The sequence below is a fragment of the Mesorhizobium sp. BH1-1-5 genome (assembly GCF_020165615.1).
Taxonomy (GTDB): Bacteria; Pseudomonadota; Alphaproteobacteria; order Rhizobiales; family Rhizobiaceae; genus Mesorhizobium.
In genome coordinates, this window is record NZ_JAIUIM010000010.1 from 88,141 (window position 1) to 101,115 (window position 12,975).

Genomic DNA, 12,975 nt, shown 5'->3' on the forward strand with positions numbered 1-12,975 from the left:
TTAGCCGGAAAAGCCGCCGTCGTCCAAAAATGCCCGCTCATCGGCGGTCGTCGCGCGGCCAAGCATCCGGTTGCGATGCGGAAAGCGTCCGAAGCGCCGGATGATCTCCAGGTGTTCCTCGGCATATTTCAGATATTCAGGTGCCTTGGCGGTCGTGAGTTCCACCGACCGTTGCTGGTCCGCGAGCAATTCGGAATGCTCGAAGGGCAAATAGAGAAAGACGCGAACCAGTTCTTCCATTTCCAGGTCATGGCCGGCGGCGATCGCCCTGTCGGCAAAATGCCGGGCGAGCGGATCGGTCGCGAACATGTGGCCGGTGCCGCGGAAGCAGTTGCGCGGGAATTGATCGAGCAGGATCATCAGCGCCAGCGAACCTTCGGCATCAGCGTTCCAGTCGTCGCATTCGCGTCGCGCGGCGGCGTAGTGCAACTCCAGGAAGCGATTGCGGAAATCCGTGTCGAAGGCGTCGCTCTTCTCGAACCAGGCGTCCTCGCCGGCATCGCGCCAGAATTTCGTAACGGAAAGCGCTCGCGGATCGAGTTCTGCCATGCCTTGCCCTTCAGTTCTTGGTCTCTGCGTTGTTCAGCACGACCGCGGTTTCCTGGTTCAACGCCCGGCCGGCGCGGCGTGGCTGCGTGAGCGGCGTCGGGATCGGCGTGCCGATATTGCCCTTGAGGAAGCGCTGGCCGGCGCGCACGCCTTCTGCCAGTTGCGTCTCGAAGCGCGCTTCGTCACGGCGCCGCACATCCTCGATGACTTCGGCGACTTCTTCGGGATCGACGCCCAGCGCTTCCAGCGCGGAGCCGCCGAAAACCAGCGCCGATTCGAAGGTCTCGCGCAGCTGATAGTCGACGCCGGCGCGCACGAGTTGCAGCGCGGTGCCGCGGTCGAAGGCGCGCGCCAGGATGGTGACCAAAGGGAATTCGGCCTTGATCAGCTGCGCGATGCGCACGGCGGCGTCCGGCTTGTCGACGCAGATCAGCACCGCTCGGGCCCGCCCTGCGCCGGCCGCATGCAGGATGTCCAGCCTTGTGCCGTCGCCGTAATAGACCTTGAAGCCGAAATCGGCCGCGGCCTGGATCATCTCCACCTCGTTGTCGATGATCGAGACATCCATCCCGCGCAACAGCAGCGGCTGGCTGGCGATCTGGCCGAAACGGCCGAAGCCGATGATCAGCACGTTGCCGGTGAGGCCGTCGGCGATGTCGACGCCATCGAGCGACTGCTCGTCACGCGGGGTGAGGTAACGCAGCGCTATGATCGCCAGGGGCGTCAGCACCATGGAGATGATGACGATGGCGGTCAGCGTGGCGTTGGCCTGGCCGTCGATGATGCCGACCGCGGCGGCGGACGAGTAAAGCACGAAGGCGAACTCGCCGCCCTGCGCCATGAAGACGGCGCGTTCGAGCGCCTCGCGGTGGCTGCTTTTCAGAATGCGGGCGACGGCGTAGATGCCGACCGCTTTCATGATCATGTAGGCGACGACATAGACGGCGACGAGCCGCCAGTTCTGCGCGACGACGCCGAGGTCGAGCGACATGCCGACGGCGAGGAAGAACAGGCCGAGCAGGATGCCGCGGAACGGCTCGATATCGGCTTCGAGCTGGTGGCGGAAGGTCGATTCCGACAGGAGCACGCCGGCGAGGAAGGCGCCCATCGCCATCGACAGGCCGGAGAGCTGCATGGCCAGGGCCGACCCCAGCACCACGAGCAGCGCGGCGGCGGTCATGACTTCCCGGGCGCGGGCGTCGGCCAGGATGCGGAAGAGCGGATTGAGCAAATAACGGCCGGCCACGACCAGTCCGACGATCGCCGCGATGCCGATGCCGACCTCGGTCAGCCGCTCCGAAAGGCTGGTCTCGGCGCCGCCAGGCGCGAGGAACGCCACCAGCGCGAGCAGCGGCACGATCGTCAGGTCTTCGAGCAGGAGGATGGAGACGATGCGCTGGCCTTTCGGTGTGGCGATCTCGCCGCGCTCTTCGAGCAACTGCATGACGATGGCCGTCGAGGTCAGCACGAAGCCGGCGCCGGCGACGAAGGACTGCGCGATGGGAAAGCCTCCGGCCAATCCGACCAGGGTCAGAAGCACCGCGCAGACGCCGACCTGCAATGCGCCCAGGCCGAAAATCTCGCGACGCAGCCCCCAGAGCCGCGACGGCTGCATCTCCAGGCCGATGATGAACAGGAACATGACGACGCCGAGCTCTGCGACGTGGAGGATCGCTTCCGATTCGGAAAAGACGCGCAGCCCGAACGGGCCGATGACGACGCCGGCGGCGAGATAGCCGAGGATCGAGCCCAGCCCCATGCGCTTGAAGATCGGCACGGCGACGACGCCCGCGGCGAGCAGCGCCACCACCTGCACCAGATCGCTGCTCGACGCCTCAACTGCCATGCCTGTCGTCATCCCATTGCTCTAAAGCGCGTCGCCTGAAGCTGCACACTTCTGGGCGACATGCATTAGAAGCACTCCTTGCATGCCCCGGGAGCGAGAGGCAAGGGCGCGGAGACTGGCTGGAAGAGCAGGGGCATCCACGAGGTTACGAAGCAACAGGCTCCGCGGCAAACGCTTGTTGCAAGCGCGTTACACAAGTTGACACGGCCCGGTCGTTGCGCGCCGCCACAATCAGAGGTTATGGCACGTTCGGCTTCGGCCATTGGAGGCAGCGGCGATGGGCGGCTGCCTTTTTTGAGGAGATGACTGACATGAAGAAGTTTTTGCTCGTTGCCGTCGGTGTTGCGGCGCTGGCCGGTTCCGCTTGCTCCAAGGGGCCGGAATGCACGCAGGAAATCGCTGCCAAGAAGGCGCAGGACATGGCCACCGCCCTCCAGGAAGCCATCACCAAGGATCCGAGCAAGGCTGCCGATCTGACCGCCAAGGTGCAGGCCGTGACGACGAAGTATCAGGGCGCGACGACGCTCGACGAAGCCTGCAAGGCCTATGACGAGCTGACCGCCACCATCAAGGGTTGAGCGCAGCCGTCGACAAAGGAAAAGGCGGTGGCCAGGCGGCCGCCGCCTTTTTTTGCGCGGCGCTTCGGCCGGCACCTTGCCGGGATGCGCTACGCGATACCCATCGTTTGCTTATGGTCGGCGATCTCGGCGAGCAGCCAGTCCTGGAACATGCCGGTGCCGGGCTTGTTTCCGATGCTGCGGCGCTGATGCAGGTAGATTCCGGCAGGATAGGTGTGGCGGGCGCTGAACGGAGCGACAAGCCTGCCTTGCTGCAGAAGGTCCTGCGCCATCATGGTGTCGGCCAAAGCGATCCCCGCGCCGTTTATCACCTCGCGCATGATCAAGGTGCAGTCATCGAGCGTCGTGCTTGATTTCGGCGTGGTGTCCAGAACGCCTTCCTGCTCCAGCCAGCGCCGCCAGCGCATGCTCTCGCATTCGTGGATCAGGTGATGATTGACCAGATCTGCGGGTGTTCTGAGCGGCACCGGGCCTTCGAGCAGCGAGGGCGCGCAGACCGGGGTCAGGACCAGCGGGATCAGCAACGTCAGGGCCGGGCCGGCCTTGTAGACGAACTCGTCGACGATGGCCAAATCGAAGTTGGCCCGCTTGCCGGACGTCGAGATCTCCAGGTCCACCGACGGGTGCAGCTTGCGGAAATTCGGCAGCCGGTCCGCCAGCCAAAGGTTCAGGACCGCCGGCACGCAGAGCACCCTGACGCGCTGGGTCCTGCCATGGCCATGGACGAAGCTGACGTCGTCGGTGGCGCGCCAGATGGCCTCGAACGCCTCGGAAAGACTGCGCGCGTAATATGAGCCCCTGATGGTCGGGGTGATCTGGCGAAAGCCGCGTTCGAACAGGTCCTGGCCAAGGTTCCTCTCGAGCGCGCGGATGTGACGGCTGACGGCCGACGGCGTCAGATGCAGCTCTTCCGCCGCATCCTTGATGCTGCCGAGACGCGCGGCGGCCTCGAAAGCGCGCATGCCATTGAGCGAGGGCAGGGCCATTGGCCGATCATGAATTGTCAGTTGAGTTTTTGTCAATCGACTTGGGCAAAATTGGCGTTTGATCGCCTGGCCGGTTCGGGGATACCCAAATGGCAAGAGCGACTAAGTCGCCGTCAGAAAACAATTATTTGGGTACTCCGATACCATTTCCCCAACGGCGCGAACCGGCCTCTTCGGTTTGTCCGGTGGCGGGAGAAGTTTGCGCGTGACGCAGACGACTTGGCAGGAGCCGCCCCGCAAATGGGAGAACGAGCTTCATGCCTCAGTCGCCGGTGCCGGTCTTTGAAGCGGCGGACGAGATTTCAGCGGAAACCTCCGTCGTCGTGATCCTGCAAACCGCTCAAGGCGGTTTTGGCCCCCGGGCAACGGCGCTCGATGCTGAGATGAACGGGATCTTGTCTCGCGCATGCTCCGACCCGGCTGCGCTTTCCGTATCCGGCACCTGCGTCGACGTCATCGCCCCCAAGGCAATGTCCGCCAGGCGCGTGGTTGTGCTGGCTTTGGGCAGGGCCGAGGCCGTAACCACGCTTTCCCTGGCGCGGGCCGGCGGCCTGCTTGCAGCGCATCTGGAAGGCAAGGGCGAATGCGCGGCAACTGTCGTCTTGGACCCTATCGCGGGCGTGGACCTGTCCGCGGCGGAAATCCTGGCGCGGGTCGCGCTCGGCATGCGGCTGCGGCGCTATCGTTTCGACATGCGCAACCGGCGGCAAGGAGCCGGGGCTGACCGGACCTTGCGGGTGCAATTGATCGGCGCGGCCGGCCCGGGACTGAAGGCGGCGCTGGCGCGGACCAACGCCATCGCCGATGGCGTCGAATATGCGCGCACGCTGGTCAACCTGCCGCCGAACCATCTCCACCCGGACAATTTCCACGACCACCTCGAGCCGCTGCGCGAGGCCGGCATCGATGTCGAGATCCTCGACATGGCGCGGCTGAAGGAATTCGGCATGAATGCGATCCTGGCCGTCGGCTCCGGCTCGGCGCGACCGCCGCGCGTCGCGGTCCTGCGCTACCGGGGCAAGGGCGCTCCTGCGCAGCCGCTGGCTTTCGTCGGCAAGGGCGTCTGCTTCGATTCCGGTGGCTTGTGCATCAAGCGCGGCGAGCAGATGTTCGACATGAAGGCGGATATGGGCGGCGCGGCCGCCGTGGTCGGGCTGTTGATCGCGCTCGCCCGGCAAGGCAGCCCGGTGCATGCCGTCGGCGTGCTCGGCATTGCCGAGAACATGCCGTCCGGCACCGCGCTCAAGCCGCGCGACATCATCACGACGGCGTCGGGGCAGACCGTGGAAGTGTTCGACACGGATGCGGAAGGGCGGCTCATCCTGGCCGACTGCCTCTATTATGCCGCTTCGCGCTTCAACCCTTCGGTGATCGTCGATCTGGCCACGCTGACCTATTCCGTGATGCGCGGCCTCGGCTCGGTCTTCGCCGGCCTTTTCAGCACCGACGACACCATCGCCTCGCGCATGATCGCGGCCGGAGAAAAGGTCGGCGAGCGGTTCTGGCAGCTGCCGCTCGACCGGGCCTATGATGAGGGGCTGCAATCGCCTTTCGCCGACATCCGCCACCACGCCAAGGACATGGAGGACGGCGACGCGCCCTATGCCGCAGCCTTCCTGCGCAATTTCACCGAGGACCGCCCCTGGGTGCATCTCGACATTGCCGGCAAGGAACTGGCCGACAAGGACCGGCCGCTGGGCCGGGAAGGCGCAACGGCCTTCGGCGTGCAGATGCTGGAAGAATGGGTGCAATCCGGCCGGGCGGCGAACTAGGCGACAACGAGAATGTCTTCAACCAAGCAGGGAACCGGGATGCCGTCCGAGATCGTCAGCAAGGAAGGTCGGGCCGGCTTTGGCGCCTATGAAACCTGGTATCGGATCAGCGGCGAACTCGATGCCGGCAAGGCGCCGGTGGTGATCCTGCATGGCGGGCCGGGCGCCGCCCACAACTATGTCGATGCCTACAAGCTTCTTGCCAGGGGCGGCCGGGCCGTCATCCACTACGACCAATTGGGCTGCGGCAATTCCACCTTGCTGCCGGAAAAGGACGCCGATTTCTGGATGCCCCAGCTCTTCATCGACGAGCTGGAAAACCTCGTCGACCATCTCGGCATCCGCGGCGGCTTCCATGTGCTCGGCCAGAGCTGGGGTGGCATGCTGGGCGCCGAATATGGCGTGACCCGGCCGAAAGGCCTGAAGTCGCTGACCATCGCCAACTCGCCGGCTTCCATGAAGCTTTGGGTCGAGGAGGCCAACCGGCTGCGCGCCGATCTGCCCAAGGACGTGCAGGAGACGCTGACCAAGCACGAACAGGCCGGCACGACGGACGATCCGGCCTACCAGGAAGCGACGATGCGGTTCTACGAACGGCATGTCTGCCGGGTCGTGCCGTTCCCGCCGGAGGTGACGGAGACCTTCGCCCAGATCGTGCGCAATCCGACCGTCTACAATGTGATGAATGGCCCGAACGAGTTCCACGTCATCGGCACGCTGAAGAGCTGGAGCGTCATCGACCGACTGTCGGCCATCGAGGTTCCCACACTTCTCGTCTCCGGCCGTTACGACGAAGCCACGCCCGCGACCGTGCAGCCCTTCAAGGACGGCATCAAGGGATCGCGCTGGCGGATATTCGAGCACTCCAGCCACATGCCGCATGTCGAGGAGCAAGAGGCCTGCATGCGGGTGGTCGGCGACTTCCTGAACGACAACGACAACTGAGAAAAGGGGAATAACCACATGAAGAAACTGCTTTTGGCGGCCTCGGCCGCTTCATTGCTGGCCGGCGCGTGGCTGGCTCCGGCGCAGGCCGAATATCTCAAGGAGCACCGCGGCGGCACCATTCGCCTTCTCGCCCGATCGGCCGCCGGAACGCTCGACCCGCACATCAACTACACCGACCAGGGCTGGCAGATGTACCAGCCGATCTATGACGGCCTGGTCACCTTCCGAAAGGCCGAAGGCGTCGACGGCTTTTCCGTCGTTCCCGATCTGGCCGAGGCTCTGCCCACGGTCAGCAATGACGGCAAGACCTTCACCTTCAAGCTGCGCAAGGGCATCAAGTTCTCCAATGGCCAGGACCTCGGTGTGAAGGACGTCGTTGCCTCCTTCCAGCGCATCTTCAAGGTTTCCGGCCCGACCTCGGGCACCTTCTACGCCGGCATCGTCGGCGCCGACAAATGCCTGGCCGACACCAAGAGCTGCACGCTGGAAGGCGGCGTCGTCGCCGACGAGGCGGCCGGCACGATCACCCTCAATCTCACCAAGCCGGACGCCGAGATCCTCTACAAGCTTGCCTTGCCGCATGCCGTGATCCTGCCGGCGGACACGCCGACGGAGGATATGGGCTCAAAGCCTATCCCCAGCACCGGCCCCTACATGATCTCGGCCTTCGATCCCAACAAGGGCATGACGGTTTCCCGCAATCCCAACTTCAAGCAGTGGAGCGAGGAAGCCCAGCCGGACGGCTATCCGGACGTCGTGCAGTATGATTTCGGCCTGTCGGAAGAGGCGGCCGTGACGGCGATCCAGAACGGCGAAGCGGACTGGATGTTCGACGCGCTGCCCAGCGACCGCCTTGGCGAGCTCGGCAGCAAGTCCATGGACCAGCTGCATATCTCACCGCTTTCGGCCTGGTGGTACGCGCCGCTCAACACCCGCATGGCTCCGTTCGACAATGAAAAGGCCCGACAGGCCGTCGCCTTTGCCGTCGACCGCAACACGCTGGTCAAGCTGTTCGGCGGCAAGGTTCTGGCCTCGCCGGTCTGCCAGGTCCTGCCGCCGGATTTCCCCGGGCATGAGGACTATTGCCCGTTCACCAAGAACCCTGGCGCCAAATGGTCGGCTCCGGATGTCGACAAGGCCAAGCAGCTCGTCGAGGAATCGGGCACCAAGGGCCAGAAGGTGACCATCATCGTCGAGGATACCGCCATCTCGCGGTCGATCGGCGTCTATCTGCAGAGCGTGCTGACCAGCATCGGCTACGTCGCCGACGTCAAGCCGATCTCGTCCAACCTGCAGTTCACCTATATCCAGAACACCAACAACAAAGTGCAGATGTCCGTCACCCAGTGGTACAAGGACTACCCGGCGGCGTCGGATTTCCTGAACATCCTGTTCAGCTGCGCTTCCTATCGCGAAGGCTCGGACGCCTCGATCAACATCTCGGGCTTCTGCGACAAGGATATCGACGCCCAGATGCAGAAGGCGCTGGATCTCGGCGTGACCGACCAGAAGGCGGCCGACAAATTGTGGGCGGCAATCGACAAGCAGGTCACCGACAAGGCGCCGGCGGTCGGTCTCTTCACGCCGAAGCGGCTTGATTTCGTCGGCAAGCGCATCGGCAATTTCAAGTTCAACCCGCAGTTCAACTGGATTATCACCCAGTCCTGGGTGCAGTAAGGGGCCTGGGTGCAGTTAGGGCCTGGGTGCAGTAACGAAAAGCGGAAGGCACATATCGTGTCCAGCCAAGTCGCCGCCATGCCGCGCAAGACGCGAGGGCCCTGGGCCGTCGCGTCTGCGAAGCTGGCAACGGACAGGGCCGCCATGGCGTCCCTGGCCGTGTTCCTCATCCTCGTTCTCGCCTGTTTCAGCGCGCCGCTCTACGCGAAATGGGCGGGCACGGACCCGTTCGCCTCGACGCTCGACGCCGTCATCCAGATCGACGGCGCCGACGTTCCGGTGATGGAGCAGTCGACCGAGGGGCTGGGGCTTGGCTATACGCCGATCGGTCCGACCTGGCGGCTCGGCAATTACTTCCTCGGCGCCGACAGCCAGGGCCGGGACGTCATGGCAAGGTTGCTCTATGGCGGCCTGAACTCGCTGCTGATCTCGGGTGCGGCCACCATCTTCACGCTGATCTTCGGGACGATGGCGGGATTGATCGCCGGTTATTTCGGCGGCATCACCGACACCGTGCTGTCGCGCCTGCTGGACGTGCTCTGGGCGTTCCCGATCTATCTGCTGGCGATCTCGCTTTCGATCGTCACCATCGCGCAAGGCATCGCGATCGGACCGATCGAGATCCAATCGGGCAGCCTATGGCTGCCGGTCATCATCATAGGCATCGTCTATATACCCTATGTCGCGCGCCCCATTCGCGGGCAGGTCCTGGCGCTGCGGCACAGCGAGTTCGTGCTTGCCGCGATCAATCTCGGCGTGCCAGGCTGGCGCATTCTGTGGCGTGACATCCTGCCCAACATCACCACCACGCTCATCGTCTTCGTGCCGCTGATGATGGCGCTGAACATGCTGACGGAATCGGCGCTTTCGTTCCTGTCGATCGGCGTGCAGCCGCCGGCCGCCAGCTGGGGCACCATCATCCAGGACGGGCAGGCGCTGCTCTACACGCGGCCACTGGTGGCGCTGGTGCCCGGCCTGGCGATCGCCGTTTCCGTCATGGCGCTCAATGTCTTCGGCGACGGTTTGCGCGATGCGCTCGATCCGCGCTCCAAGGTCCGGCTGGGGCGCGACTGATGTTTTACGCGATCCTTCGCCGTTTCGGTCAGATGCTGTTCGTGATGTTCGGCATCTCGGTCATCGTCTTCCTGATCTTCTTTGCCACGCCCGGCGCCGACCCCGCCGCGCGCATCGCGGGCCGCAACGCTTCGCCGGAAGTGCTGACGGCCGTGCGCCACAGCTTCGGCTTCGACCAGCCGCTCTATGTGCAGTACACGCGCATGATGGAGAAGATCTTCGTCACCGGCGACCTGACCTCCTTCGTCAATCGCGGCTGGAAGGTTGTGCCGGCAGTCATGGATTCGATCCCCGTCACGCTTTCGCTGGTGTTCGGGGCCGCGGTCCTGTGGGTGGTCGTCTCCATCATCATCGGCATCGTCGCCGCGGCCACCCGCGACAGTTGGCTGGACAAGCTGCTGATGGCGCTCGGCCTGCTCGGCATTTCCATGCCGGTCTACTGGCTGGGCGAGGTGATGAACCTCATTACCCAGAGCCGTTACCACGACAGCTGGGCGTTCTCCTGGGTGCCGCCGCTTGGTTACAAGAACTTTTCCGACGATCCGAAAGGCTGGTTCCTGACGCTGGTCATCCCATGGATCACGCTGGCCATCCTCTATATCGGCATCTACGGGCGCGTGCTGCGCGCGGCCATCATCGAATCCATGCAGGAAGATTACATCCGCACGGCGCGCGCCAAGGGCCTGTCGGAGACCCGCATCCTGTTTCGCCATGCGCTGCGCACCTCGCTCATCGCCTTCGTCACGCTGTTCGGCCTCGACTTCGGCGCGCTGGTGGGCGGCTCGGCCCTTCTGACCGAGGTCGTCTTCGGCCTGCACGGCATCGGCAAGCTCACCTATGACGCGCTGCAGAATCTCGACCTGCCGATGATCATGGCGACGGTCATGTACGCGTCCATGTTCGTGGTGATCGCCAACGCGGTGGTCGATTTTGTCTACATCCTTCTCGATCCGCGCCTGAGGGCATCATGATCCTGTCGGTGCGCGATCTCAAAGTCTCCTTCCGCACACACGATGGGCCGGTGCGCGCCATCGACGGCGTTTCCTTCGACCTCGAGGAAAGCGAGATCCTCGGTGTCGTCGGTGAATCCGGCTCCGGCAAGACGGTGTCGCTGCTTGCCGTCATGGGCCTCATCACCGACCCGAACGCCACCATCGAAGGCTCAATCCGCTACAAGGGCCGTGAGTTGGTAGGCTTGTCGCCGCGCGAGCTGAGGCGCCTGCGCGGCAACGAAATCGCGATGATCTTCCAGGATCCGATGACGGCGCTGACGCCGGTCTACACGATCGGCTGGCAGATCGCCGAGCAGATCCGGGCGCATCGCGGCGTCAGCAAGGCCAAGGCAATGGCGCGCGTCGAGCAGTTGCTGGCGGAGGTGAATTTCCCCAACCCGCACGAGGCGATGTCGCGCTATCCGCACCAGCTTTCCGGCGGCATGCGGCAGCGGGCGGTGATCGCGATGGCCTTGTCCTGCGATCCGGCGCTGCTGGTGGCAGATGAGCCGACCACCGCGCTCGACGTCACCGTGCAGGCCGGCATTCTCGACCTCGTGCGCAAATTGCGCGCCAAGCACAAATCGGCCGTGGTCTTCATCACGCACGACATGGGCGTGGTCTCCGAACTCGCCGACCGCGTCATGGTCATGTATGCCGGCCGCGTGGTGGAGCGCGGCACCCGCACGGAACTATTTTCCGATCCGCGGCACCCTTACACACGCGCGCTGCTCGGCTCGATCCCGCCGCTGACCGGCCAGAAACCGCGCCGCCTGCCGGCCATTCCCGGCTCGCCGCCGTCCTTGCTGCGGCTGCCGCAAGGCTGCGCGTTCGGTCCGCGCTGTCCGGTTCGCTACGAGCCTTGCGAGACCGGCAAGCCGGGTCTCGGCAGCGACGCGCATGCGGCCGCGTGCTTTCGGGTGGCACAGGCATGAGCGAACCGATGACAGATTTGGACCGCCCGATCCTCGAGACGCGTTCGCTGGCGAAACGGTTTTCGATCGGCACCCGCTTTTCCGCCGAAGGCAGACGGACCGTCCATGCGGTCGACAATGTTTCGCTGACCGTGCGGCGCGGCGAGACGGTGGGCCTTGTCGGCGAATCGGGATGCGGCAAGTCCACGCTGGCGCGCTGCCTGGTTCGGCTCTACGACATCACCGACGGCAAGCTTCTGTTCGAAGGCAACGACATCACCTCGAAGTCGCTGTCCGAGCTCAGGCCGCTGCGGCGGCGCCTGCAAATGGTCTTCCAGGATCCCTCGGCCTCGCTCAACCCGCGACGGCGCGTCGGCGACCTCGTCGCCGAGCCGCTGCGCATCCACGGCAAGCCTTCGTCACGTGAGATCACGGCGCGGGTGGCGGAGCTGTTCGAGCTGGTCGGACTGCTGCCGGACCACGTGATGCGCTATCCGCATGAATTCTCCGGCGGCCAGCGCCAGCGCGTCGGCATCGCGCGGGCGATCGCGTTGAACCCGGACCTTGTCGTGCTGGACGAGCCGGTTTCGGCGCTCGACGTGTCCGTGCAGGCCCAGATCGTCAACCTGCTCGCCGACCTGCAGGAGAAGCTGAAGCTCACCTATATCTTCATCGCCCACGACCTCTCGGTGGTACGCCAGGTCTCCACCCGCATCGCCGTCATGTATCTCGGCTCGATCGTCGAGGAAGGGCCGGCGGAAGAGGTGTTTGCGACGCCGGCCCATCCTTACAGCCAGGCGCTGATCTCGGCCGTTCCGGTCGTCGAGACGACGCCTACGGGCGCGCGCAAGCGCATCATCCTCACCGGCGATGTGCCAAGCCCGCTGAAGCCTCCATCCGGATGCCGTTTCCACCCTCGATGCCCGATCGCGGTTGACCGCTGCCGTTCCGAGCGGCCGGAACTGAAAGAACATCGCCCTGGCCGCAAAGTGGCCTGCCACTTTCCGACTTTGACCTGAGCCGTCTTCTTTGCGGGTGGCGGGCGCGGCTGCCGGGGCTGCGCCGGATCAATTCTTGGCGATGGAGCCGACTTCGACGGAGTCGATCCGCTTGAGGCTCATGCCGATCACCGGCACCAGCTGATTGTTGACGCGCACGGCCACCGTCACGGTCATCGAATTGCCGTCTGGCACACGTGCCTGCATGACGCCGTTCAACTGCTTGCGGTTGATGGTGAAGACGACCTTCTGGGCGTCGACGACATTGCCGCCGACGATGTCCATTCCGCTTTCGGTCGAGCCGCCCATGAAGGTGCCCCTGTAACCGTCGCGGCCCTTGCGCTCGACGCTGGCCGACATCTTTTGCGTGAAGACGCCGACCCTGCAGCCGCCGTCAAGCGTCATGCCGAGCTTGCTGGCAGGCGTCGAGCCGTTGAAATCGCAGGTGAATTTGGTGCCCTTGTACTTGCCGGCGATGATCTCGCCGGGGCCGACCCATCTGCCTTCGACCGAGTGGAAGAACTGCTTGTCCGGCTCCGCGCCAAAGGCCTTTTCGACCAGTCCGAGCGGCGCGGCAATCGCCACCGTCGCAGGCAGCACGCAGGACAAGATTACGCTTCTCATGGACGACACCTGGCACG

At 64.5% G+C, this 12,975-nt stretch carries 12 protein-coding genes; 8 read left to right on the plus strand and 4 right to left on the minus strand.

What is annotated here, in order from left to right; translation table 11 throughout:
- Together LB572_RS15305 and LB572_RS15310 are read right to left on the minus strand one after the other, a co-directional pair.
- Positions 1-549 (minus strand): DUF924 family protein, encoded by a 549-nt coding sequence (locus LB572_RS15305; RefSeq protein ID WP_224668292.1) that lies wholly within the window; start codon positions 547-549, stop codon positions 1-3.
- Positions 550-559: 10 nt separating this feature from the next.
- Positions 560-2,395 (minus strand): monovalent cation:proton antiporter-2 (CPA2) family protein, encoded by a 1,836-nt coding sequence (locus LB572_RS15310; protein ID WP_140806630.1) that lies wholly within the window; start codon positions 2,393-2,395, stop codon positions 560-562.
- Positions 2,396-2,706: 311 nt separating this feature from the next.
- Between LB572_RS15310 and LB572_RS15315 the strand changes: the two genes are divergently transcribed.
- A complete protein-coding gene (locus LB572_RS15315; protein WP_140806629.1) occupies positions 2,707-2,973 on the plus strand; it encodes a hypothetical protein in 267 nt (88 codons plus the stop codon).
- An 89-nt stretch (positions 2,974-3,062) separates the two neighbouring features.
- Here LB572_RS15315 and LB572_RS15320 read toward each other — a convergent pair whose 3' ends face one another.
- A complete protein-coding gene (locus LB572_RS15320; RefSeq protein ID WP_140806628.1) occupies positions 3,063-3,959 on the minus strand; it encodes a LysR substrate-binding domain-containing protein in 897 nt (298 codons plus the stop codon).
- 257 nt (positions 3,960-4,216) lie between these two features.
- On the opposite strand from LB572_RS15320, the gene LB572_RS15325 reads away from it, so the two are divergent.
- From LB572_RS15325 to LB572_RS15355, 7 genes are all read left to right on the plus strand, one after another.
- Positions 4,217-5,731 (plus strand): leucyl aminopeptidase, encoded by a 1,515-nt coding sequence (locus tag LB572_RS15325; protein ID WP_224668293.1) that lies wholly within the window; start codon positions 4,217-4,219, stop codon positions 5,729-5,731.
- Positions 5,732-5,770: 39 nt separating this feature from the next.
- Complete coding sequence (locus LB572_RS15330; protein WP_224668383.1) at positions 5,771-6,676, plus strand: proline iminopeptidase-family hydrolase; 906 nt, start codon at positions 5,771-5,773, stop codon at positions 6,674-6,676.
- An 18-nt stretch (positions 6,677-6,694) separates the two neighbouring features.
- Positions 6,695-8,356 (plus strand): ABC transporter substrate-binding protein, encoded by a 1,662-nt coding sequence (locus LB572_RS15335; RefSeq protein ID WP_224668294.1) that lies wholly within the window; start codon positions 6,695-6,697, stop codon positions 8,354-8,356.
- Positions 8,357-8,434: 78 nt separating this feature from the next.
- Positions 8,435-9,430 (plus strand): ABC transporter permease, encoded by a 996-nt coding sequence (locus LB572_RS15340; protein ID WP_263498048.1) that lies wholly within the window; start codon positions 8,435-8,437, stop codon positions 9,428-9,430.
- Positions 9,430-10,401 carry an ABC transporter permease gene (locus LB572_RS15345; RefSeq protein WP_224668295.1) on the plus strand — a complete coding sequence of 324 codons (972 nt, stop codon included), beginning with the start codon at positions 9,430-9,432 and terminating at the stop codon, positions 10,399-10,401. The genes LB572_RS15340 and LB572_RS15345 overlap by 1 nt, the downstream gene beginning before the upstream one ends.
- Positions 10,398-11,357: an ABC transporter ATP-binding protein gene (locus LB572_RS15350; protein WP_224668296.1), complete on the plus strand. Its 960-nt coding sequence runs from the start codon at positions 10,398-10,400 to the stop codon at positions 11,355-11,357. Before LB572_RS15345 ends, LB572_RS15350 begins: the two co-directional genes overlap by 4 nt.
- A gap of 8 nt (positions 11,358-11,365) precedes the next feature.
- Positions 11,366-12,355, plus strand: coding sequence for an ABC transporter ATP-binding protein (locus LB572_RS15355; RefSeq protein WP_224668297.1), 990 nt, complete (start codon positions 11,366-11,368; stop codon positions 12,353-12,355).
- A 48-nt stretch (positions 12,356-12,403) separates the two neighbouring features.
- On the opposite strand, the gene LB572_RS15360 is transcribed toward LB572_RS15355, so the two are convergent.
- Positions 12,404-12,958, minus strand: a complete 555-nt coding sequence (locus LB572_RS15360) for a hypothetical protein (RefSeq protein ID WP_181179611.1) — start codon at positions 12,956-12,958, stop codon at positions 12,404-12,406.
- Between the last annotated feature and the right edge of the window lie 17 nt (positions 12,959-12,975).

Bases quoted from the DNA above. Each gene is read 5' to 3' on its own strand.
- LB572_RS15325 (WP_224668293.1), top strand. From the start codon at position 4,217: ATGCCTCAGTCGCCGGTGCCGGTCTTTGAAGCGGCGGACGAGATTTCA.
- LB572_RS15355 (WP_224668297.1), top strand. From the start codon at position 11,366: ATGACAGATTTGGACCGCCCGATCCTCGAGACGCGTTCGCTGGCGAAA.
- LB572_RS15345 (WP_224668295.1), top strand. From the start codon at position 9,430: ATGTTTTACGCGATCCTTCGCCGTTTCGGTCAGATGCTGTTCGTGATG.
- LB572_RS15335 (WP_224668294.1), top strand. From the start codon at position 6,695: ATGAAGAAACTGCTTTTGGCGGCCTCGGCCGCTTCATTGCTGGCCGGC.
- LB572_RS15305 (WP_224668292.1), bottom strand. From the start codon at position 549: ATGGCAGAACTCGATCCGCGAGCGCTTTCCGTTACGAAATTCTGGCGC.
- LB572_RS15315 (WP_140806629.1), top strand. From the start codon at position 2,707: ATGAAGAAGTTTTTGCTCGTTGCCGTCGGTGTTGCGGCGCTGGCCGGT.
- LB572_RS15340 (WP_263498048.1), top strand. From the start codon at position 8,435: ATGCCGCGCAAGACGCGAGGGCCCTGGGCCGTCGCGTCTGCGAAGCTG.
- LB572_RS15330 (WP_224668383.1), top strand. From the start codon at position 5,771: ATGCCGTCCGAGATCGTCAGCAAGGAAGGTCGGGCCGGCTTTGGCGCC.
- LB572_RS15350 (WP_224668296.1), top strand. From the start codon at position 10,398: ATGATCCTGTCGGTGCGCGATCTCAAAGTCTCCTTCCGCACACACGAT.
- LB572_RS15360 (WP_181179611.1), bottom strand. From the start codon at position 12,958: ATGAGAAGCGTAATCTTGTCCTGCGTGCTGCCTGCGACGGTGGCGATT.
- LB572_RS15320 (WP_140806628.1), bottom strand. From the start codon at position 3,959: ATGGCCCTGCCCTCGCTCAATGGCATGCGCGCTTTCGAGGCCGCCGCG.
- LB572_RS15310 (WP_140806630.1), bottom strand. From the start codon at position 2,395: ATGGCAGTTGAGGCGTCGAGCAGCGATCTGGTGCAGGTGGTGGCGCTG.